This window comes from Streptomyces sp. SCL15-4 (genome assembly GCF_033366695.1).
GTDB lineage: Bacteria > Actinomycetota > Actinomycetes > Streptomycetales > Streptomycetaceae > Streptomyces.
On record NZ_JAOBTQ010000001.1, the window covers coordinates 3,600,254 to 3,620,703 of the forward strand.

Below are 20,450 nucleotides of genomic sequence, written 5' to 3' on the forward strand. Positions count from 1 at the left end.
TGTGGTCTGAAACGGGGGCCTGGGGGTCGGCGGGGCCCTGTGGGTGAGGGCCCCGCCGGACTCCCGTCAGACCTCTTCGACGCTGCTCGGCTCGCGCCGGGACAGGTCGATACCGAGCTCCTCCGCGGCGCGGAAGACGTCCTCGTCGGTGTCGCGCATCTCGATGGACATACCGTCGCTGGACAGCACCTCCACGTTCAGGCAGAGCGACTGCATCTCCTTGATGAGCACCTTGAAGGACTCGGGGATGCCGGGCTCGGGGATGTTCTCGCCCTTGACGATGGCCTCGTAGACCTTCACGCGGCCGGTGACGTCGTCGGACTTGATGGTCAGCAGCTCCTGGAGCGCGTAGGCGGCGCCGTACGCCTCGAGTGCCCACACCTCCATCTCGCCGAACCGCTGGCCACCGAACTGGGCCTTACCACCCAGCGGCTGCTGGGTGATCATCGAGTACGGCCCGGTCGAGCGGGCGTGCAGCTTGTCGTCGACCAGGTGGTGCAGCTTCAGGATGTACATGTAGCCGACGGAGATCGGGTCCGGGAACGGCTCACCGCTACGGCCGTCGAACAGCCGCGCCTTGCCGGACGGGAGCACCATGCGCTCGCCGTCGCGGTTCGGGATGGTGTGCTGCAGCAGACCCGCCAGCTCGTCCTCGCGGGCACCGTCGAAGACCGGGGTGGCGACGTTGGTGCGCGGGGCGACCTTGTCGGCGCCGATGACCTGCAGGCGCTGGGCCCACTCGTCGGCGAGACCGGAGACGTCCCAGCCGCGGCTGGCGAGCCAGCCGAGGTGGATCTCCAGGACCTGTCCCGGGTTCATTCGGGACGGCACACCCAGCGGGTTGAGGATGATGTCGACCGGGGTGCCGTCCTCCAGGAACGGCATGTCCTCGATCGGCAGGATCTTGGAGATGACACCCTTGTTGCCGTGCCGGCCGGCGAGCTTGTCCCCGTCGGTGATCTTGCGCTTCTGCGCGACGTAGACGCGCACCAGCTGGTTCACACCGGGGGGAAGCTCGTCGCCCTCCTCGCGGTCGAAGACGCGGACGCCGATGACCTTGCCGATCTCGCCGTGCGGCACCTTCAGCGAGGTGTCACGGACCTCACGGGCCTTCTCACCGAAGATCGCGCGCAGCAGGCGCTCCTCGGGCGTCAGCTCGGTCTCACCCTTCGGCGTGACCTTGCCGACGAGGATGTCGCCGGCGACGACCTCGGCACCGATACGGATGATGCCGCGCTCGTCGAGGTCGGCGAGGACCTCCTCGGAGACGTTCGGGATGTCCCGGGTGATCTCCTCGGGGCCGAGCTTGGTGTCACGGGCGTCGACCTCGTGCTCCTCGATGTGGATCGAGGAGAGGACGTCGTCCTGTACGAGGCGCTGCGACAGGATGATCGCGTCCTCGTAGTTGTGACCCTCCCACGGCATGAACGCCACGAGCAGGTTCTTGCCGAGGGCCATCTCGCCGTTCTCGGTGGCCGGACCGTCGGCGAGGACCTGGCCCTCGACGATGCGGTCGCCCTCGTTGACGATGACCTTCTGGTTGACCGAGGTGCCCTGGTTGGAGCGGGCGAACTTGGCCAGGCGGTACGTGATGTACGTGCCGTCGTCGTTGGCGGTGGTGATGTAGTCCGCGGAGACCTCCTGGACCACACCCGCCTTCTCGGCCTTGACGACGTCGCCGGCGTCGACGGCGGAGCGGTACTCCATGCCGGTGCCGACGAGCGGGGCCTCCGACTTAATCAGCGGCACGGCCTGGCGCATCATGTTCGCGCCCATGAGGGCACGGTTGGCGTCGTCGTGCTCGAGGAAGGGGATCATGGCGGTCGCGACCGACACCATCTGGCGCGGCGAGACGTCCATGTAGTCCACGTCCTCGGGGCCGACGTAGTCGACCTCGCCGCCACGGCGGCGGACGAGCACGCGGCTCTCCTCGAACCGGAGGTCGCTGGTCAGCGGCGCGTTGGCCTGCGCGATGACGAAGCGGTCCTCCTCGTCGGCGGTCAGGTAGTCCACCTCGTCGGTGACCTGGCCGTCGATGACCTTGCGGTACGGGGTCTCGACGAAACCGAACGCGTTGACCCGGCCGTACGAGGCGAGCGAGCCGATCAGACCGATGTTCGGGCCTTCGGGCGTCTCGATCGGGCACATGCGGCCGTAGTGCGAGGGGTGCACGTCACGGACCTCGAAGCCGGCCCGCTCACGGGACAGACCGCCGGGGCCGAGCGCCGACAGACGGCGCTTGTGCGTCAGCCCGGAGAGCGGGTTGTTCTGGTCCATGAACTGCGACAGCTGGCTGGTGCCGAAGAACTCCTTGATGGAGGCGACGACCGGCCGGATGTTGATCAGGGTCTGCGGCGTGATCGCCTCGACGTCCTGGGTCGTCATGCGCTCGCGCACGACGCGCTCCATACGGGCCAGGCCCGTGCGGACCTGGTTCTGGATCAGCTCGCCGACACTGCGCAGGCGCCGGTTGCCGAAGTGGTCGATGTCGTCGGTCTCGACGACGACCGTCTCGCCGTTGTCACCGGTGGTCTCGGTCTCGCCGGCGTGCAGCTTCACCAGGTACTTGATCGTCGAGATGATGTCCTCGACGGTCAGGATGCCCGCGTCCAGCGGGGTGTCCGTACCCAGCTTCTTGTTGACCTTGTAGCGGCCGACCTTGGCGAGGTCGTAGCGCTTGTGGTTGAAGTAGAGGTTCTCCAGCAGCGTCTGCGCGGCCTCACGCGTCGGGGGCTCGCCCGGGCGCAGCTTGCGGTAGATGTCGAGCAGCGCGTCGTCCTGGCCCTGGGTGTGGTCCTTCTCCAGGGTGGCGCGCATCGACTCGTAGTCGCCGAACTCCTCGAGGATCTGCTCGGTGGTCCAGCCGAGCGCCTTCAGCAGCACGGTGACCGACTGCTTGCGCTTGCGGTCGATGCGGACACCGACCATGTCGCGCTTGTCGATCTCCATCTCCAGCCAGGCACCCCGGGACGGGATGATCTTGGCGGAGAAGATGTCCTTGTCGGAGGTCTTGTCGATGGTGGAATCGAAGTAGACACCGGGGGAACGGACCAACTGCGACACCACGACACGCTCGGTGCCGTTGATGACGAAAGTGCCCTTGTTCGTCATGAGCGGGAAGTCGCCCATGAAGACGGTCTGGGACTTGATCTCGCCGGTCTCGTTGTTGGTGAACTCGGCGGTGACGAAGAGCGGGGCGGCGTACGTGAAGTCGCGGTCCTTGCACTCGTCGATCGAGTTCTTCGGCGGCTCGAAGCGGTGGTCCCGGAACGTCAGCGACATCGACCCGGAGAAGTCCTCGATCGGGGAGATCTCCTCGAAGATCTCCTCCAGACCGGACTTGGTGGGGACGTCCTGACCGTTCTCCAGAGCCTCCTCGACCCGAGTCTGCCAGGCGGTGTTGCCGAGCAGCCAGTCAAAGCTCTCGGTCTGCAGCGCGAGCAGGTTCGGAACCTCGAGGGGCTCCTTGATCTTTGCAAAGGAGATGCGCAGCGGGGCGGTGCTGGCGCCGTTGTTCGTATTCGCGGTCGAGGCAGTGCGCGAGGCGGCCAAGAGGGGGTCCTTCCGAGGGCTCGGACTCACTACGCGCGTACCGGTCCCTCTCCTGTACACAGAGACGGAGACCCCAGGTCGGGGGGTTTCGGTCGACTGTGCTCAAGTGAGGGCAGACCCCTGGTGACGGGCAGGGGACAGCTAACAGGCAGCGCAAAGGGTCAGTGTAGCCACTTGGCACACTGATGTCCAGCGCGGGTATTCGAAGACCCTCGTTGTGCTCAACGCCCTCTTCAACGTCCTCGGCATGCCTGCTCTCAACGCACGTTGATACTGCCCTCTTCGTCGTCGATCCATGCCTCGGATTCGGATCCTTGTGACGACGCGTCCTGAGAATTGCGCGCTGCGTGCCGTTCGTCAAGGGCTCCTGGCCGGAACCGGGACATCGGGAGACACGACGAAGATCACCTTACCCCGCACGAACACAGGTGCAAGGCGGCCCTCGCCGGGCCCGGGGAACGCCGAAGGGCGACCACCCGGATGGATGATCGCCCTTCGGTGCGTTCGCGTTACAGCCCTAGCGGGCCGCTGTGGCGCTCGCGAAGGTCTTACTTGACCTCGACGGAGGCACCGGCGCCCTTGAGGGCCTCGGCGGCCTTGTCAGCGGCCTCCTTGTTGACCTTCTCGAGGACCGGCTTCGGGGTGCCGTCGACGAGGTCCTTGGCCTCCTTCAGACCCAGGGAGGTCAGCTCACGCACGACCTTGATGACCTGGATCTTCTTGTCGCCGGCACCGGTGAGGATGACGTCGAACTCGTCCTTCTCCTCCTCGGCCTCGGCGGCCGGGGCACCCGGGGCGCCGGCGGCGGCAACGGCGACCGGGGCGGCGGCGGTGACGTCGAACTTCTCCTCGAACGCCTTCACGAACTCGGCGAGCTGGATCAGGGTCATGCCCTCGAACTCGGCGAGCAGTTCGTCCTGGGTGAGAGCCATGATGGCTTTCCTTCCACTAAATCGGCAGGTGCCGGATGTACATGGTTGGCGGGCGTACGTTCGGCCCGCTACGACCGCTGCCTGGAGACGGCGGTCATGATGCGAGCCGAATTACTCGGCACCGCCCTGCTCGGCCTGCTTGGCGCGCAGCGCGTCCACGGTGCGGACGAGCTTCGACGGGAGCGCCTGGAAGAGCGCGGCAGCCTGGGACTGCTTGCCCTTCATGGCGCCCGCCAGCTTGGCGAGCAGAACCTCACGGGACTCGAGGTCCGCAAGCTTCTTGATCTCGTCGGCGGACAGCGCCTTACCGTCAAGGACACCGCCCTTGATGACGAGATCGGGGTTCTCCTTGGCGAAGTCACGCAGACCCTTCGCCGACTCCACCGGGTCACCGGTGACGAAGGCGACGGCCGTCGGGCCAGCGAAGAGCTGGTCCTCCAGCGTGATCCCGGCCTCCTTGGCCGCAATCTTGGTCAGCGTGTTCTTCACCACGGCGTACTGGGCGTTCTCACCGAGCGACCGGCGCAGCGTCTTGAGCTGCGCCACGGTGAGACCGCGGTACTCGGTCAGCACGGCGGCGTTGGAGCTGCGGAACTTGTCCGTCAGCTCCGCAACCGCGGCAGCCTTGTCGGGCCTCGCCATAGAGCCTCGGCCTCCTTCCGGGTGATTCGGACCGCGCGGACCCGAAGGAGGACTGGGGAAACGAAACGCCCCGGCGCAGGCGCACGGGGCGGACTCGACCGGACTTGCACGCGCTAGTCGTGCGCACCCGGGAGTACTTCCACTGTCACCTGCGCGGGTCGTCCACTTTTCAGCGGATCCTTCGGCCACCGCGCCCTCATTCGAGCGCACGGCAACGACCAGCGGTCTTTGGCTTCTCCGAGAGAGTACGGGACCGACACGCCACAGAGCAAATCGGTCCGTTTGGGAGTACGACGGGACGGGCATGGGGCGCAACGCGACGGGGCCGGCCCTACGGTGACGGCTCAGCACTACGGCGGCACGAGAAAGGCGGGCGGGGGCTGGCCGGCTTCTCCGGCGCCGGCGCGCGGTCCGGGCGCCGGGACAGGGGGCGGCGGCCCGCCGGCACGGCGAAGGCGCGAGCGAGGTCACGGCCGGCACCACGGCGGTGGCCCGAAGACGGCGGCGCCTCACCGGTACGGCGGCGAGGCGGCGGGAGCGGGATGGTCCGGAGCCGGACTGGGCCCCGGTGCGCGGGGCGCGGTGGCGGCCTGGAGCCACCGCCGGGCCGGGACCGGACCGGGCTCACAGCCAGCTCCAGTGCGGGCGTGAGGTGCCCGGACCAAGAGAAGACCGGGGCCCGGGCCGGCTCAAGGCCCCGCAGCTGCCTCCCGTGCGCGCGTGAAGCGCCGTTCGGCGCAGGAAAGCCGGGGGACGAGGCCAGGCCGGAGGGACGGGCTCCCCCGCGCTTACGATGCGCGGGCGCGGCCTTGGGCTGGAGCCGAACCGAGGACCGGGCTGCTCATCGCCCCGGGTACAGGTCACGGGCCGAAGCCGGCCCTCGGTCAGAACCGAGGGCAACCGACGGCCGGACTCGCCGCTCCCCCGATGCACGGGACGCGGCCATGGGCTGAAGCTGCCGCCAGGCCGGGGCCGGGACAGGCCCGGCCAGTAGCTTCCGCGCAAGCATGAGGCGTCGAGGCCGAGAAAAGTCGCGGTCCGGGCCGGAGGCCGAACGGGGCTTCTGGTCCTCCGCGGCGGGGCCGGAGCCGGCGCAAAGGCTCCCGCGGTCGCCTGCCGTGCGCCGGTGAAGCCGCGGAGACGGGCGCCCGCGCCTCGGCTGGGGCCGACGACGGGGCGGGGCGGGGCCTCGACAGGCCCCGCCGGTGCCTTCCGACCGCGCACGCCGTGCCGGGCCGTGCGGCGTGCGGGGGGCACAAGGTGATGCGTCGGGTCAGGAGGCCGTGCCCGTGCCCGTGCCGCCGGTGGCCATGCCGCCGGACTTCATCATGTCGGCGAAGTCCTTGGTGTCGCCGGCCGGCGGTGCCTCGGCGGCGACCTTCACGCCGTAGTCCGAGTAGTACGCCGTGCTGGTCATCGCGCCGTTGGCGGTGTCCGCCTTCTCGGTCTTCTTGATCAGCAGGTCCTTGCCGTCGACCCAGATGTCGATGGTCTCCGTGGTGACGCCCGCCTGGCTGAGCTGCTTCTTCAGCGCCGCCATCTGGTCGGCGTCGAGGTTGCTGGTCTTGTCGGCGAGGTCGGCGACGTTGACCTTGCCGGAGTAGTGCGTGGTCTGGACGCCGGAGACCTTCTCCTCGCCGACCTTCTTCACGTCACCGGAGGCCAGCAGCAGCTTCACGGACTGGTTCGGGGTGGCGTTCTGGATCTGGTCCTTCATGTACGAGCCGGACGCGCCGCCTATCTTGGCGAGGTCGTCGTACGAGTACTTGATCCAGTGCTTGCCGCCGCCCGCCTGCTGGGCGTAGGCGTCGCTCATGTGCGCGTAGTAGGCGTCCGACAGGTACCGGGCCTCCATCGACTGGGTGCCGGCCTTCTTCATCAGCTCGGCCATCTGACCACCGGTGTAGGTGATGGTCATGGTGCCCTTGAGGCCGTCCTCCCAGGTGAGGGCGCCGTTCGCGGACATCGACATGAGGTCGCCGACGGACGTCGTGGAGCGCACCTTCGCCGAGTCGGCCTGGTCGGTGGACTTCTCCACGGAACGCAGCGCGGCGATGGGGCTGAGGTGCACCGGGCCCTTGCCGGCCGCCTTGCCGTCCTTGTCGTCCTTGCCGGAGTCGGAGGAGCCGCAGGCGGCCACTCCGGTCAGCGCGGCCACCACCGCGATCGAAAGGGTCACCCGGCGCACGGTCGTGCTCTTCATCTGCTCCCACCCCTATTGCGTGTCCTGTGCCTGCACCGTAACCCAGGCCACTGACAGTCGTACGAAAGGTCGTACACAGAAAGGACGGGCCCGGAACCGGAGAGGTTCCAGGGCCCGCCCTTTCGTTCTACGCGTCCGTGACGCGGCTACCGCGCTGAGCCGGGGCTCAGACGGCGGCCGGGTCCTCCTCGACGAGGAGGTTGCGGGTGCGGTTCGGGTCGACCGGAACGCCGGGGCCCATCGTGGTGGTGATGGCGGCCTTCTTGATGTAGCGACCCTTGGCGGCGGACGGCTTCAGACGGAGGATCTCCTCCAGCGCGGCGCCGTAGTTCTCCACCAGCTTGTCGTCGTCGAAGGACGCCTTGCCGATGATGAAGTGCAGGTTCGAGTGCTTGTCGACGCGGAACTCGATCTTGCCGCCCTTGATGTCCGTGACGGCCTTGGTCACGTCGGGGGTGACGGTGCCGGTCTTCGGGTTCGGCATCAGACCACGCGGGCCGAGGACGCGGCCGAGGCGGCCGACCTTGCCCATGAGGTCCGGGGTGGCGACGACGGCGTCGAAGTCCAGACGGCCCTTCGCGACCTCGTCGATCAGCTCGTCGGCACCGACGATGTCGGCGCCCGCGGCACGCGCGGCCTCGGCACGGTCGCCGGTCGCGAAGACCAGGACCCGGGCGGTCTTACCGGTGCCGTGCGGAAGGTTCACGGTGCCACGGACCATCTGGTCGGCCTTGCGCGGGTCGACACCCAGACGGAAGGCGACCTCGACGGTGGCGTCGAACTTGGTCGTGGAGGTCTCCTTGGCGAGACGGACGGCTTCGAGCGGGGCGTAGAGCTTCTCCCGGTCGACCTTGGCGTCCGCAGCGCGGAGAGCCTTGCTGCGCTTGCTCACAACTTGCTCCTGTGTGTTCTGAAAGGAGTCGTGGTCCTTGGGCCGAGCAGGCCCTGCCACGTGCGGCCGCGACGTGCAGGCAGCCGCATGACTGCTACGAAGGTGGGGTTCAGCCCTCGACCGTGACGCCCATGGAACGCGCGGTACCGGCGATGATCTTCGCCGCGGCGTCCAGGTCGTTCGCGTTCAGGTCGGCCATCTTGGTCTGGGCGATCTCGCGGACCTGCGCCTCGGTGATCTTGGCGACCTTGGTCTTGTGCGGCTCGCCCGAGCCCTTCTCGACACCCGCGGCCTTGAGGATCATCTTCGCGGCCGGCGGCGTCTTGGTGATGAAGGTGAAGGAACGGTCCTCGTAGACCGTGATCTCCACCGGGATGACCCAACCACGCTGCGACTCGGTCGCGGCGTTGTAGGCCTTGCAGAACTCCATGATGTTGACGCCGTGCTGGCCCAGCGCCGGGCCGACCGGCGGAGCCGGGTTGGCGGCGCCGGCCTGGATCTGGAGCTTGATAAGCCCCGTGACCTTCTTCTTCTTGGGAGGCATGCTCTCTCCGGGTCCTTACTGAGAGGTTGATGGCCGTCTGCGTCATCCGGATCCATGCCTTGCACGATCCCGCAGATGGCATACCGCACAACGATAGCCGCTGTCCCCTCGGGACAAGAAATCCTCCAGGTCAGACGGCCTGCGCGGGACCCTCGGGACGCCGGTCGCGCAGCACGTGCGCGGCCGCGGCGAGCAGCGCGAACAGGGTCGCGCCCACGGGCAGCGCGAGCAGCGCGGCCACGGCGCCACGCCCGGTGTCGCCGACGAGCGCCGCCCGGCCCGGCTCGCCGGGCGCGGTGCGCACCGACACGGTGTCGCCCTCGGTGTGGCCTCCCGCGCGCGTGCCGACCGGCAGACCGGCCGTCACCCGCTCGCCCGCGACGGAGTAGGTCACCGCGCAGCCGCCGAGGAGGCAGGGCCCGTCGTGGAAGGTGGCCGCGACCGGCTCGGCGCCGCGCAGCCCGGTGCGCTGCCAGGCCGCCGGGAGGCAGAGCGCGTACGACAGGACGAGCGGCGCCAGTACCGCCACGGTGACGACGGCGGGCCGGACACGACGGAAGCGCCCCGGGCCGGTGGTCACCGGCGGGGCGCTTCCGGAGCGTGTGCTCAGTTCTTCTGGATCTGGTCGAAGGACAGCTCGACCGGGGTCTCGCGGCCGAAGATCTCGACCAGGCCCTTGACCTTCTTGGAGTCGGGGTTGATCTCGTTGATGGTCGCCTGGAGCGTGGCGAACGGGCCGTCGGTGACGGTGACCGAGTCGCCGACCTCGAAGTCCAGGACCTGGACCTCGACCTTGCGCTGCGGAGCGGGCTTGCCCTCGGCCTCGGCGGCCTCCCGGGCGGCCTTCTCCTCGGCCTCCGGGGCGAGCATCTTGACGATCTCGTCCAGGGTCAGCGGGTAGGGGTCGTAGGCGTTGCCGACGAAGCCGGTGACGCCCGGGGTGTTGCGGACGACGCCCCAGGACTCGTTGGTCAGGTCCATGCGGACCAGGACGTAACCCGGCAGCTTGTTCTGCTTGATCGTCTTGCGGTCGCCGTTCTTGATCTGGACGACCTCTTCCTGCGGCACCTCGGCCTGGAAGATGTAGTCCTCGACGTTCAGCGAGACGGCGCGCTGCTCCAGGTTGGTCTTCACGCGGTTCTCGTAACCGGCGTAGGTGTGGATGACGTACCACTCGCCGGGCAGGGTGCGCAGTTCCTCGCGCAGGGCCTCGACCGGGTCGACCGGAGCGGCCGGCTCGGCCTCGACGGCCTCGGCGTCGGCCTCGGCCTCCTCGGCGGGCTCTTCGTCCTCGTCCTCGGCGTCGACGGCGGCCTCCTCGGCCGGCTCCCCCGCCTCGGCCTCGGCAGCCTCGAACTCGTCCTGGTCGTCCGCGCCCTCGACGATGTCGAGCTCGTCGTCCACCGTCTCGGCAGCCAGCCCGCGGGGGTCTGTGGCGTCGTCGTTCAGGTTCGGGTCAGACACGATGGCTGCTTCTTCCTGGATACATAGGGGTGGAACATGCGAAAAGGGGCGCCGGTACCACGGCGCCCTTCGCTTTTGGCTCAGCCGAAGACGTACTTGGCCGCGTGGTCGAGCCCATAGTCAATCACGGTCACCAAAGCGATCATGATGACGACGAAGAAGATCACCACGGTGGTGTACGACGTCAGCTGGTTGCGCGACGGCCAGACGACCTTGCGGAGTTCCGCGACGATCTGGCGGTAGAAGGTGGCGAGGCGCTTGAGCGGGCCCTTCTTGGCACGCTTTCCGCCCTTGCGGGCCTTCTTCGACTCCGGCACCTCGTCCTGGGCGTCAGGCGTGTCGATGGAGCCCACGGCGTCCGTCATGATCCTCACCTGATCCCGGGTCGTGGCCGTGCCGCGCCCGGTTTCTGAGCCGCACGGCGGTGCATTGCTGTACGTACATGCGCACACATCCTGGCGGTGTGTGTAGCAGGGCCGGAGGGACTTGAACCCCCAACCGCCGGTTTTGGAGACCGGTGCTCTACCAATTGAGCTACGACCCTTTGTGTGTCCCCCAACGTACCGCATCCGCCCGGGTGCCCGATGTGCACCGGCTCGGCGACGGCCGTCGAGAGGCCAACGAGGTGAGAGTGTACGTGTTCCGGGGCCCGGCGTCGAACAGAAAGGGCCCGTCGAAGGCATGGAGACGAAGATCGTCCAGGCCGGAGGCCGGATTCGGACCCGTGTTCACCCTTTGGCCGGTGGCCGTTCAGTCTGTGAAACCCGTGTGCCGGGGGTATTTCCGGTCTGGAACGATGGGCGGCATGAGCGCTGCAACCCCTCCCACCGAGCGCCGGGTCTCCGCCCGAGTCGGCGCGATCTCCGAGTCCGCCACCCTCGCCGTGGACGCCAAGGCCAAGGCCCTGAAGGCCGCCGGGCGTCCGGTGATCGGCTTCGGCGCCGGTGAGCCCGACTTCCCGACCCCGGACTACATCGTCGAGGCGGCCGTCGAGGCCTGCAAGAACCCCAAGTACCACCGCTACACCCCGGCCGGCGGCCTGCCCGAGCTGAAGGCCGCGATCGCCGCCAAGACGCTGCGCGACTCCGGCTGGGAGCCCGACGTCTCGCAGATCCTGGTCACCAACGGCGGCAAGCAGGCCATCTACGAGGCCTTCGCCGCGATCCTCGACCCGGGCGACGAGGTCATCGTCCCGGCGCCGTACTGGACGACGTACCCGGAGTCGATCCGTCTGGCCGGCGGTGTCCCGGTGGAGGTCGTCGCGGACGAGACCACCGGTTACCGCGTCTCGGTGGAGCAGCTGGAGGCGGCGCGCACGGAGCGGACGAAGGTCGTCCTGTTCGTCTCCCCGTCCAACCCGACCGGCGCGGTGTACTCGGAGGCCGAGACCGAGGCGATCGGCCGCTGGGCCGTCGAGCACGGCCTCTGGGTGCTCACCGACGAGATCTACGAACACCTCGTCTACGGCGACGCCGCCGCGGTGTCCCTGCCGGCGCTCCTGCCCGAGCTGCGCGACAAGTGCGTCGTGGTCAACGGCGTGGCGAAGACGTACGCCATGACCGGCTGGCGCGTGGGCTGGGTCATCGGCCCGAAGGACGTCGTCAAGGCCGCGACGAACCTCCAGTCGCACGCCACCTCCAACGTCTCCAACGTGGCCCAGGCGGCCGCCCTGGCCGCCGTCTCCGGCGGCCTGGAGGCCGTGGCGAAGATGCGCGAGGCCTTCGACCGGCGCCGCAAGACCATCGTGCGGATGCTCAACGAGATCGACGGCGTGGTCTGCCCGGAGCCCGAGGGCGCGTTCTACGCCTACCCGTCGGTCAAGGCGCTGCTCGGCAAGGAGATCCGCGGCAGGCGTCCGCAGGACACCGTCGAGCTGGCCGCGCTGATCCTGGAGGAGGCCGAGGTCGCGGTCGTCCCGGGCGAGGCGTTCGGCACGCCGGGCTACCTGCGGCTGTCGTACGCGCTCGGCGACGAGGACCTCGCCGAGGGCGTCAGCCGCATCCAGAAGCTGCTGGCGGAGGCGCGGGACTAGTTCCCGGCCGCCACGCGCGCGTGCGGGCCGTCTCCCTGCGGGGAGGCGGCCCGTTCGCGTGTACGAGCAAGCGCACCTATGGGGAAACGGCTACCGGGAAAGCGGTGATGTACGGCAGGATCTGGGAATGGAGCGTGTACGTGATCTCTCTGAGCTGCCGAAAGCCCATCTGCACCTGCACTTCACCGGATCGATGCGACCAGGGACCGTCCTGGAGCTGGCCGACAAGTACGGCGTACGGCTGCCCGACACGCTGAGGGACGCCCTCGTCAGCGGGGAGCCGCCGCAGCTGCGCGCCACGGACGAGCGGGGCTGGTTCCGTTTCCAGCGGCTGTACGACGCCGCCCGTTCCTGCCTGCGCGCGCCGGAGGACATCCGGCGCCTGGTGCGCGAGGCCGCGGAGGAGGACCTGAAGGACGGCTCCGGCTGGCTGGAGATCCAGGTGGACCCGACGTCGTACGCGCCCCGGCTCGGCGGCCTGATCCCGGCGCTGGAGATCATCCTGGACGCGGTCGACACCACGTCCCGGGAGACCGGCCTCGGCATGCGCGTGGTGGTCGCCGCGAACCGGATGAAGCACCCGCTGGACGCGCGCACGCTGGCCCGGCTGGCGGTGCGCTACGCGGACCGGGGCGTGGTCGGCTTCGGGCTCTCCAACGACGAGCGGCGGGGCATGGCGCGGGACTTCGACCGGGCCTTCCACATCGCGCGCGAGGGCGGTCTGCTGTCGGTCCCGCACGGCGGGGAGCTGGCCGGCGCGACGTCGGTCCGGGACTGCCTGGACGACCTGCACGCCACGCGGCTCGGGCACGGGGTGCGGGCCGCCGAGGACCCGCGGCTGCTGAAGCGGCTGGCCGACCGGGGCGTGACCTGCGAGGTGTGCCCGGCCTCGAACGTGGCGCTCGGCGTGTACGAGAAGTCGCGGGACGTCCCGTTGCGCACCCTCTTCGAGGCGGGCGTGCCGATGGCGCTCGGCGCGGACGACCCGCTGCTGTTCGGCTCCCGGCTGGCCGCCCAGTACGAGATCGCGCGGCACGCCCACGGCTTCACGGACGCCGAGCTCGCGGAGCTGGCGCGGCAGTCGGTGCGCGGCTCGGCCGCGCCGGAGGACGTCAAGGCGCGGCTGCTGGCCCGGGTGGACGAGTGGCTGGCCCGCCCGGCGGCCTGAGTCACCCGGCGGGCTCGTCGGCCCGGATGCCGCCGAGCAGGGTCCGGGCGAGCCGGGCGGCGAACTCGTCGACCGGTGGCCGCCGTCCGGTCTCGGTGGCGTCGTAGGCGAAGGCACGCTGGGCGCAGGCGCCCAGGAGCAGTGAGGCGGCGGCGTAGGTGTCGGCGTCGGCGCGGACCCGGCCGGCGGCCTGTTCGGCGCGCAGGTAGGCGTCCAGGCCCTGGATGGGCATGTGCGGGCCGGAGCCGAGGGTGCGCAGCGTGTCGTCGTGGCGCCGTTTGAGCTGTGTCTCGGCGTACAGGGAGGCGGCGATCGGGAAGCTCTGCTCGTAGAAGAGCGCGGCCTGGCGGGCGATCGCGGTGAGGTTCTCCTCCAGAGTGGCCCGTCCGGGTGCGGCGGCGAGGCTGTCGAGCAGCGGGGTGAGCCGGGGCAGACGCTCGGTGAGGACCCGTACGAACAGCTCTTCCTTGCTGTCGAAGTACTTGTAGAGGGCTGCTTCGGAGCAGCCGGCCGCGCGGGCGATCTCCTTGGTGGTGGCGCGGGCGAGCCCGATGGTGAGCATCAGCTCGTGGGCGGCGTCGAGGATGCGCACACGCGCCGGTTTCGTCTCCACGGGCTCCATGGGGCTCCTATCGGCCTTGACGGGTGGGTGAGTGCTTACCCACTCTAGGAGGCACATGGGTGAGTGAACACTCACCCACTGCCTGACAGGCAGCCGGGGAACGAGGAAGGTCACCATGAAGCTCACTGTTTTCGGCGCCACCGGGGGAACGGGCCGGGAGCTGGTCCGCCAGGCCCTGGACGCCGGTCACGAGGTCACGGCGGTCGTCCGCGACCCCGCCCGGCTCCGGGTGTCCGGGGACCGTCTGGAGGTCGTCCGCAGCGGCCTGGCCGACCCGGAGGAGCTGCGCGCCGCCGTCCGCGGCCGGTACGCCGTCCTGTCCGGCCTGGGGCCGCGCGGCCGCAAGGCCGGCGGCGTGACCGCGCGGCTGACCCGGACGATCGTGAGCGCCATGGAGGCGGAGGGGGTGCGCCGGCTGCTGGTGGTCAGCGCCAGCCCGGTCGGCCCGGCCCCCAAGGGCGACGGCGCCGTGGACCGCGCGGTGCGGAGCGTCATCTCGGTGATCCTCAAGGACGTCTACGCCGACCTGCGCGAGATGGAGGCCGACCTGGCCCGCAGCGACACCGACTGGACGTGCGTACGGCCGCCGCGGCTCCAGGACAAGCCGCTCACCGGCCGCTACCGCACGGTCGTCGGCGGCAACCCGGCCCACGGCCGCTTCCTCGCGCGCGCGGACGTCGCGCACGCGATGCTGTCGATGATCGACGCCAAGGAGACCGTGCGGCAGGGGGTGGGGGTGGCGTACTGAGCCGGGTGCGCCACCGCCGCGGGACGGTCGTTACAGGCTCACGCCCACGGTCACCGGCTCGTTGACGAGGGTGACGCCGAAGGCCGCGCGGACGCCGGCGACCACCTCGCGGGCCAGGGCGAGCAGGTCCTCCGTGGTGGCCTCGCCCCGGTTGGTCAGGGCGAGGGTGTGCTTGGTGGAGATGCGGGCGGGACCGGTGCCGTAGCCCTTGGTGAAGCCCGCCTTGTCGATCAGCCAGGCCGCGGACGTCTTCGTACGGCCCTCCCCCGCCGGGTAGGCGGGCGGTTCGACGCCGTCGCCCAGCCGCTCGCGCACGCGCGCGTGGAAGGCGGCGAACTGCTCGGCGGTGAGGATCGGGTTGGTGAAGAAGGACCCGGCGGACCAGGTGTCGTGGTCCTCGGGGTCCAGCACCATGCCCTTCCCGGCGCGCAGCTTCAGCACGGTCTCGCGGGCGTCGGCCAGTGGCACCCGGTCGCCGGTCGCCACGCCGAGCGCGCGGGCGGTCTCGGCGTACTTCAGCGGCGCCGACAGCCCGTCCGCGTCCTCCAGCGCGAAACGGACCCGGAGCACGACATAGCGGTCGGGGTCGGCCTTGAAGCGGCTGTGGCGGTACGAGAAGGCGCACTCCTCGTTCGTGAGGATGACGGTCTCGCCGGCCCGGCGGTCGTACGCGACGACCTCGGTGATCGTCGAGGAGACCTCCTGGCCGTAGGCGCCCACGTTCTGGATCGGCGTGGCGCCCGCGGAGCCGGGGATGCCGGCCAGGCACTCGATCCCGGCGAGCCCGGCCTCCACGGTGCGGGCGACGGCGTCGCTCCACACCTCGCCGGCCGCCAGCTCCAGCGTGCTGCCGCGCAGTTCGACCCCGCGCGTGGCGATGCGCAGCGCGGTGCCGTCGAAGCCCTTGTCGCCGATGACCAGGTTCGACCCGCCGCCGATGACCAGCAGCGGCGTGCCGCTGTCGTCGGCCTCACGCACCGCGGCGACGACCTCCGCGTCGGTGCCGGCCGTCACCAGCCGGGTCGCGGGACCGCCCAGCCGGAAGGTGGTCAGCGGGGCAAGGGGGGCGTCGTGGAGTACCTGCACGGGCCAAGCGTACGAGACGTGGCCGGCGGGGCCGGGCGGGGTTCGGCCGTGACGGTAAGCAAAGGGCCGAGGAGGGACGCGTAAGGGGCGCTCCGCAAGGGAGGACGCCCCTTACACCGGCACCCGGGCCGTCAGGCCAGTCGCACGACCGCCCGGGACATGCCCAGCACCTTCTGGCCGCCGCTCATGGCCGTCAGGTCCACCCGCACGGTGTGGTCGTCCAGCTTGGCCGCGACTTTGCCGCTGACCTCGATCAGCGCGCCCCGGTCGTCGTTCGGGACGACGACCGGCCGGGTGAAGCGGACGCCGTACTCCACGACCGCGCCCGGGTCGCCGGTCCAGTCGGTGACCACGCGGATCGCCTCGGCCATGGTGAACATGCCGTGCGCGATGACGTCCGGCAGGCCCACCTCCTTGGCGAACTTCTCGTTCCAGTGGATCGGGTTGAAGTCGCCGGAGGCACCGGCGTAGCGCACCAGCGTGGCGCGCGTCACGGGAAAGCTCTGCGCCGGCAGCTCGGTGCCGACCTCCACGTCGTCGTACGCGATCTTCGCCGTCATCGGATCCTCACGCCTCCTCGGCCGCGCGGGCCACGAGCTTGGTCCAGGCGGTCACGACGAGCTCGCCGGTCTCGTCGTGGACCTCGCCGCGGATGTCCAGGATGTCGTTGCCGGCCAGGGACTTGATCGCCTCGATGGTGGAGGTGACCGTGAGCCGGTCGCCGGCGCGGACCGGGCGGGCGTAGGCGAACTTCTGGTCGCCGTGCACCACGCGGCTGTAGTCCAGGCCGAGCTGCGGGTCCTCGACGACCTGTCCGGCGGCCCGGAAAGTGATGGAGAACACGAAGGTCGGCGGGGCGATCACATCGGGGTGACCGAATTCCTTGGCGGCCTCGGGGTCCGTGTACACCGGGTTGGTCTCGCCCACCGCCTCGGCGAACTCGCGGATCTTCTCCCGGCCCACCTCATAGGGCGCGGTGGGCGGGTAGGTCCGTCCCACGAAGGACTGGTCGAGCGCCATGGCCCGGCACCTCCTGATCTTTGCTGTGAGGGCCCCAAATTAGCCGGAAACCGGCCGGGGAATCCCAAGGGGCCGGATGGGGCGCGCGGTGCGGCCGGGCCGGGAAAACGCCGTGAGGCCGCCCCCTCGGAAGGGGACGGCCTCACGAACGAGCCTGATTTATCGCGTTTCGCGGTGCGCGGTGTGCGCATTGCAACGCGGGCAGTGCTTCTTCATCTCCAGACGATCCGGGTTGTTACGCCGGTTCTTCTTGGTGATGTAGTTCCGCTCCTTGCACTCCACGCAGGCCAGCGTGATCTTCGGGCGGACGTCGGTGGCAGCCACGTGAGTGCTCCTAAGACGAACGGATGGACTGGTTCAACGCAAGAAAGAGTAGCCGATCGAAGGACCGACCCCACAATCGGCTACTGTCAGTAGCGGTGACCGGACTTGAACCGGTGACACAGCGATTATGAGCCGCTTGCTCTACCGACTGAGCTACACCGCTTTGATGAGATCAGCCCCCGCCTTGCGGCGGGAACCTCTCACACCAGAGCCCCAAAACGGAATCGAACCGTTGACCTTCTCCTTACCATGGAGACGCTCTGCCGACTGAGCTATTGGGGCGAGCGATGAAGACATTACACGGTCCGCAGCCGTTCACCCAAATCCGTATCCCGCCGCCCGCCGCAGCCTTGCTCACGGCCCGCTCGGCGGCCTCCCGAGCCCCGGGCCACGCCGGTACGACTATTGCGCTCCTACGGGATCCGCGCGCCCGGCGACCCTAGGCTCGACCCGCCCTGCGCGATCTTGGGGCGACCACGCGCCCCGCACCCGTCACGCCGGCCCGCCCGAGCCCTGCCCGACCCTGGAGCGCGATGCCCGACAGCCAGCCGCAACCGCAACCGCCGCCGGACCCGCCGGGTTCCTCCGGGTCGTCGGGACCGGCCGCCCTCCTGCTGTGCGGGGCCCGGCTCACCGACGGCCGGGCCGTGGACGTGCGGCTGGGCGGGGGCCGCATCGAGGCGGTGGGCACGGCCGGCAGTCTCACGCCGGGTCCGGCCCGCGCGGGCGTCACCCGGGTGGACCTGAGCGGCTATCTGCTGCTGCCGGCCCCGACCGAACCGCACGTCCACGGGGACACCGCGCTCTCCGCCGAACATCCCGGGCCGGTGTCGTACGCCCCGGAGGACGTCCAGCGCCGGGCGACGGAGGCGGCCCTGCTGCACCTCGGGCTCGGCGCGACGGCGGTGCGCGCGCATGTGCGCGTGGGCGACGTCCGGGGGCTCGGCGCGCTCGGCGCGGTGCTGCGGGCCCGGCGGTCGCTGCGCGGGCTGGCGGAGCTGACGACGGTGGCGATGCCGCGGCTGCTGACCGGGGCGGCCGGGGCCGACGGGCTGGCCGTACTGCGGGACGCGGTGAAGATGGGCGCCTCCGTGGTGGGCGGCTGCCCGGACCTGGACCCGGACCCCATCGGCTACGTCGAGGCCGTCCTGGAGGTGGCCTCCGAGCACGGCTGCCCGGTGGACCTGCACACCGACGCCGCCGACCCGGCCCGGCTCTCCCGGCTCGCGGCCATGGCCGGCGGCCTGCGCCCCGGCGTGACGATCGGGCCGTGCGCCGGTCTCGCGCGCCTGCCCGCCCGGCTCGCCTCGCGCACCGCGGACCAACTCGCGGCGGCCGGCGTGACGGTGGTGTGCCTGCCCCAGGGCGGCTGCGGCGGCGCCGACCGGCGGGGCACGGCGCCGGTGCGGCTGCTGCGCGCGGCCGGGGTACGGGTGGCGGCCGGGAGCGGCGCCCTGCGCGACGTCTCCAACCCCGTCGGCCGCGGCGACCCGTTGGAGGCGGCCTACCTCCTCGCCTCCGTCCACGGCCTGCGTCCGGAGGATGCCTACGACGCGGTGTCCGCCTCGGCGCGGGCGGCGCTGGGGCTGCCGGAGGTGCGGGTGGAGGCGGGCTTCCCGGCCGAGCTGCTGGCCGTACGCGGCGACCGTCTGGCCGGCGCGCTGTCCCTGGCCTACAGCAGGATCGTGGTGCACCGGGGCCGGGTGGTGGCCCGCACGAGCGCGGTACGCGAGTACTGCCACTCGGCGGCTACGGCGGAACTCGGGCTGCCGCGGCAGGGGCGCGGGGAGTTGTCGTGAGCCGGGCGGGTGCGCCGGCGCGTGACCGCGCTCGTCGGCGGGGCTCGCAGGCGCGGCGCGCGGCTCGTGGCGCGGGATCGTGGCGCGCCGGTTAACTCGTGCGGCGGATGCGGCCCTTCGGGCGTACGGTCGGAATCATGCGCATTGTCATCGCTGGTGGTCATGGTCAGATCGCGCTGCGCCTGGAGCGCCTGCTCTCCGCGCGCGGTGACGAGGTGGCGGGCATCATCCGCACGCCCGAACAGGGTGACGACCTGCGGGCGGCCGGCGCCGAACCGGTCCTGCTCGACCTGGAGTCGGCCCTGCTGGAGGAGGTCGCGGCGCATCTCCAGGGCGCGGACGCGGCGGTCTTCGCGGCCGGTGCGGGCCCGGGCAGCGGCGCGGCCCGCAAGGACACGGTGGACAGGGGCGCCGCGGTGCTGTTCGCGGACGCGGCCGTACGCGCGCGCGTGCGCCGCTTCCTGGTGGTGTCCTCGATGGGCGCGGACCCCGCGCACCAGGGGGACGAGGTCTTCGACGCGTACCTGCGCGCCAAGGGCGAGGCCGACGCGTACGTCACCCGTCAGGAGGCCCTGGACTGGACGATTCTGCGGCCGGGCGCGCTGACGGACGAGCCGGGCACCGGCCTGGTCCGGATGGAGGCGCACACGGGACGTGGCTCGGTCCCCCGGGACGACGTCGCCGCCGCCCTCGCGGAGCTGGTCGACACCCCCGCGACGGCCGGTCTCACGCTGGAGCTGATCAGCGGTTCGACACCGGTGTCGGTCGCGGTCAAGTCGGTCGCGGGGAACTGAGGGCGCACCTCGCGCGCGGGGGTCAGAACAGGGGCAACTGCCCGGGGAGGTCCGGCAGGACGTAGCCGTCCAACGACGGTTGTGCCGCGCCGATTTGCGCGTGCTGCCGCGACCCGGCGCAGGAGACGAGTTCGCCGTTCGCGCGCGCCCCGGGCGGATCGTGCCGCGCGAAGCGGCCCGCGACGACGGCGATGTCGCGGTGGCACACGGGACAGGTTCTGCGTCGGGAGGACATGCCGCCAGTGTGCCCGCCGGCCTGCCGGGAATCGACCGGCCGTGTGTTCCGTGCGCCGCCGGGGCGCGTGCGGATGCGGGCCGTAGGCGGGCACGGGGCGCGGTCAGGTTCGGGTTTCCGCCTCCCAGCGGTCGGGGCCGACGCCGCGCCAGTCGATCAGGGGCGAGTCGGCGACCTCTTCCGGTTCCATCTCCAGCCCCGCCCGGCGCAGGAACTCCACCAGGTCCCGCACGTTGTGCGCGAGGCCGAGGATCTCGCCGTCCACCCGCACCCGGCGACCGCCGGTCGGGGACGGCAGGTGCACGATGATGGGGCGTTTGCCGGCCATGGCTCCAGCATCGTCCGGACCGCCCGCACACGCACCCGGACCGGTCGTCCGGGCGGCTTCGGCGG

21 protein-coding genes and 3 tRNA genes are annotated in these 20,450 nt (G+C 70.6%); 5 read left to right on the forward strand and 19 right to left on the reverse strand.

Annotated features, from left to right (window positions below; genetic code table 11):
• Positions 1–66: 66 nt before the first annotated feature.
• From rpoB to SCK26_RS15575, 10 genes are all read right to left on the reverse strand, one after another.
• Positions 67–3,552, reverse strand: a complete 3,486-nt coding sequence (gene rpoB / locus SCK26_RS15530) for a DNA-directed RNA polymerase subunit beta (protein ID WP_318201901.1) — start codon at positions 3,550–3,552, stop codon at positions 67–69.
• Positions 3,553–4,100: 548 nt separating this feature from the next.
• Positions 4,101–4,484: a 50S ribosomal protein L7/L12 gene (gene rplL / locus SCK26_RS15535; protein ID WP_220212277.1), complete on the reverse strand. Its 384-nt coding sequence runs from the start codon at positions 4,482–4,484 to the stop codon at positions 4,101–4,103.
• A 111-nt stretch (positions 4,485–4,595) separates the two neighbouring features.
• Positions 4,596–5,126 (reverse strand): 50S ribosomal protein L10, encoded by a 531-nt coding sequence (rplJ, locus tag SCK26_RS15540; RefSeq protein WP_318201902.1) that lies wholly within the window; start codon positions 5,124–5,126, stop codon positions 4,596–4,598.
• Positions 5,127–6,399: 1,273 nt separating this feature from the next.
• On the reverse strand, positions 6,400–7,329 hold the full coding sequence (locus SCK26_RS15545) for a hypothetical protein (protein ID WP_318201903.1): 930 nt from the start codon (positions 7,327–7,329) through the stop codon (positions 6,400–6,402).
• 166 nt (positions 7,330–7,495) lie between these two features.
• On the reverse strand, positions 7,496–8,221 hold the full coding sequence (gene rplA / locus SCK26_RS15550) for a 50S ribosomal protein L1 (RefSeq protein ID WP_318201904.1): 726 nt from the start codon (positions 8,219–8,221) through the stop codon (positions 7,496–7,498).
• Between the two features lie 109 nt (positions 8,222–8,330).
• Positions 8,331–8,765, reverse strand: coding sequence for a 50S ribosomal protein L11 (rplK, locus tag SCK26_RS15555; RefSeq protein ID WP_318201905.1), 435 nt, complete (start codon positions 8,763–8,765; stop codon positions 8,331–8,333).
• 130 nt (positions 8,766–8,895) lie between these two features.
• The gene (locus tag SCK26_RS15560; protein ID WP_318201906.1) at positions 8,896–9,345 is read right to left on the reverse strand and encodes a hypothetical protein; all 450 of its coding nucleotides are present in this window, start codon (positions 9,343–9,345) and stop codon (positions 8,896–8,898) included.
• Positions 9,346–9,371: 26 nt separating this feature from the next.
• Positions 9,372–10,229: a transcription termination/antitermination protein NusG gene (nusG, locus tag SCK26_RS15565; RefSeq protein ID WP_318201907.1), complete on the reverse strand. Its 858-nt coding sequence runs from the start codon at positions 10,227–10,229 to the stop codon at positions 9,372–9,374.
• An 80-nt stretch (positions 10,230–10,309) separates the two neighbouring features.
• On the reverse strand, positions 10,310–10,594 hold the full coding sequence (secE, locus tag SCK26_RS15570; RefSeq protein ID WP_318201908.1) for a preprotein translocase subunit SecE: 285 nt from the start codon (positions 10,592–10,594) through the stop codon (positions 10,310–10,312).
• Between the two features lie 106 nt (positions 10,595–10,700).
• Positions 10,701–10,773: transfer RNA gene (locus SCK26_RS15575), tRNA-Trp, on the reverse strand.
• 261 nt (positions 10,774–11,034) lie between these two features.
• Between SCK26_RS15575 and SCK26_RS15580 the strand changes: the two genes are divergently transcribed.
• Positions 11,035–12,261 (forward strand): pyridoxal phosphate-dependent aminotransferase, encoded by a 1,227-nt coding sequence (locus SCK26_RS15580; protein WP_318201909.1) that lies wholly within the window; start codon positions 11,035–11,037, stop codon positions 12,259–12,261.
• A gap of 127 nt (positions 12,262–12,388) precedes the next feature.
• A complete protein-coding gene (locus tag SCK26_RS15585; RefSeq protein WP_318201910.1) occupies positions 12,389–13,429 on the forward strand; it encodes an adenosine deaminase in 1,041 nt (346 codons plus the stop codon).
• A 1-nt stretch (position 13,430) separates the two neighbouring features.
• Here the strand turns inward: SCK26_RS15585 and SCK26_RS15590 are convergent, their stop codons facing one another.
• On the reverse strand, positions 13,431–14,051 hold the full coding sequence (locus SCK26_RS15590) for a helix-turn-helix domain-containing protein (RefSeq protein ID WP_318201911.1): 621 nt from the start codon (positions 14,049–14,051) through the stop codon (positions 13,431–13,433).
• Between the two features lie 115 nt (positions 14,052–14,166).
• Between SCK26_RS15590 and SCK26_RS15595 the strand changes: the two genes are divergently transcribed.
• Entirely contained in the window at positions 14,167–14,799 is a 633-nt protein-coding gene (locus SCK26_RS15595) for an NAD(P)-dependent oxidoreductase (protein WP_318201912.1), read from the forward strand.
• 30 nt (positions 14,800–14,829) lie between these two features.
• Here the strand turns inward: SCK26_RS15595 and SCK26_RS15600 are convergent, their stop codons facing one another.
• The 6 genes from SCK26_RS15600 to SCK26_RS15625 form a co-directional block, all read right to left on the reverse strand.
• Positions 14,830–15,885 (reverse strand): UDP-N-acetylmuramate dehydrogenase, encoded by a 1,056-nt coding sequence (locus SCK26_RS15600; RefSeq protein ID WP_318201913.1) that lies wholly within the window; start codon positions 15,883–15,885, stop codon positions 14,830–14,832.
• A 131-nt stretch (positions 15,886–16,016) separates the two neighbouring features.
• Positions 16,017–16,445 (reverse strand): MaoC family dehydratase, encoded by a 429-nt coding sequence (locus SCK26_RS15605; protein ID WP_318201914.1) that lies wholly within the window; start codon positions 16,443–16,445, stop codon positions 16,017–16,019.
• A gap of 7 nt (positions 16,446–16,452) precedes the next feature.
• Positions 16,453–16,905 (reverse strand): MaoC family dehydratase N-terminal domain-containing protein, encoded by a 453-nt coding sequence (locus tag SCK26_RS15610; protein WP_318201915.1) that lies wholly within the window; start codon positions 16,903–16,905, stop codon positions 16,453–16,455.
• Between the two features lie 159 nt (positions 16,906–17,064).
• On the reverse strand, positions 17,065–17,229 hold the full coding sequence (gene rpmG, locus SCK26_RS15615) for a 50S ribosomal protein L33 (protein ID WP_003948671.1): 165 nt from the start codon (positions 17,227–17,229) through the stop codon (positions 17,065–17,067).
• Between the two features lie 90 nt (positions 17,230–17,319).
• A tRNA-Met gene (locus tag SCK26_RS15620) sits at positions 17,320–17,392 on the reverse strand.
• A 46-nt stretch (positions 17,393–17,438) separates the two neighbouring features.
• Positions 17,439–17,511 (reverse strand) — tRNA-Thr (locus SCK26_RS15625).
• Positions 17,512–17,762: 251 nt separating this feature from the next.
• Between SCK26_RS15625 and SCK26_RS15630 the strand changes: the two genes are divergently transcribed.
• Positions 17,763–19,028, forward strand: coding sequence for an amidohydrolase family protein (locus tag SCK26_RS15630; protein WP_318201916.1), 1,266 nt, complete (start codon positions 17,763–17,765; stop codon positions 19,026–19,028).
• Positions 19,029–19,165: 137 nt separating this feature from the next.
• Complete coding sequence (locus SCK26_RS15635) at positions 19,166–19,822, forward strand: SDR family oxidoreductase (RefSeq protein WP_318201917.1); 657 nt, start codon at positions 19,166–19,168, stop codon at positions 19,820–19,822.
• Between the two features lie 22 nt (positions 19,823–19,844).
• On the opposite strand, the gene SCK26_RS15640 is transcribed toward SCK26_RS15635, so the two are convergent.
• Together SCK26_RS15640 and SCK26_RS15645 are read right to left on the reverse strand one after the other, a co-directional pair.
• On the reverse strand, positions 19,845–20,057 hold the full coding sequence (locus SCK26_RS15640) for a hypothetical protein (protein WP_318201918.1): 213 nt from the start codon (positions 20,055–20,057) through the stop codon (positions 19,845–19,847).
• Positions 20,058–20,160: 103 nt separating this feature from the next.
• Positions 20,161–20,385 carry a hypothetical protein gene (locus tag SCK26_RS15645; RefSeq protein WP_030601381.1) on the reverse strand — a complete coding sequence of 75 codons (225 nt, stop codon included), beginning with the start codon at positions 20,383–20,385 and terminating at the stop codon, positions 20,161–20,163.
• Between the last annotated feature and the right edge of the window lie 65 nt (positions 20,386–20,450).

Coding starts and splice junctions, on each gene's coding strand:
- secE (WP_318201908.1), bottom strand. CDS start 10,594: ATGACGGACGCCGTGGGCTCCATCGACACGCCTGACGCCCAGGACGAG.
- SCK26_RS15545 (WP_318201903.1), bottom strand. CDS start 7,329: ATGAAGAGCACGACCGTGCGCCGGGTGACCCTTTCGATCGCGGTGGTG.
- rplK (WP_318201905.1), bottom strand. CDS start 8,765: ATGCCTCCCAAGAAGAAGAAGGTCACGGGGCTTATCAAGCTCCAGATC.
- SCK26_RS15645 (WP_030601381.1), bottom strand. CDS start 20,385: ATGGCCGGCAAACGCCCCATCATCGTGCACCTGCCGTCCCCGACCGGC.
- SCK26_RS15580 (WP_318201909.1), top strand. CDS start 11,035: ATGAGCGCTGCAACCCCTCCCACCGAGCGCCGGGTCTCCGCCCGAGTC.
- SCK26_RS15640 (WP_318201918.1), bottom strand. CDS start 20,057: ATGTCCTCCCGACGCAGAACCTGTCCCGTGTGCCACCGCGACATCGCC.
- SCK26_RS15585 (WP_318201910.1), top strand. CDS start 12,389: ATGGAGCGTGTACGTGATCTCTCTGAGCTGCCGAAAGCCCATCTGCAC.
- SCK26_RS15595 (WP_318201912.1), top strand. CDS start 14,167: ATGAAGCTCACTGTTTTCGGCGCCACCGGGGGAACGGGCCGGGAGCTG.
- rplL (WP_220212277.1), bottom strand. CDS start 4,484: ATGGCTCTCACCCAGGACGAACTGCTCGCCGAGTTCGAGGGCATGACC.
- SCK26_RS15610 (WP_318201915.1), bottom strand. CDS start 16,905: ATGGCGCTCGACCAGTCCTTCGTGGGACGGACCTACCCGCCCACCGCG.
- SCK26_RS15630 (WP_318201916.1), top strand. CDS start 17,763: ATGCCCGACAGCCAGCCGCAACCGCAACCGCCGCCGGACCCGCCGGGT.
- SCK26_RS15590 (WP_318201911.1), bottom strand. CDS start 14,051: ATGGAGCCCGTGGAGACGAAACCGGCGCGTGTGCGCATCCTCGACGCC.
- SCK26_RS15605 (WP_318201914.1), bottom strand. CDS start 16,445: ATGACGGCGAAGATCGCGTACGACGACGTGGAGGTCGGCACCGAGCTG.
- SCK26_RS15635 (WP_318201917.1), top strand. CDS start 19,166: ATGCGCATTGTCATCGCTGGTGGTCATGGTCAGATCGCGCTGCGCCTG.
- rplJ (WP_318201902.1), bottom strand. CDS start 5,126: ATGGCGAGGCCCGACAAGGCTGCCGCGGTTGCGGAGCTGACGGACAAG.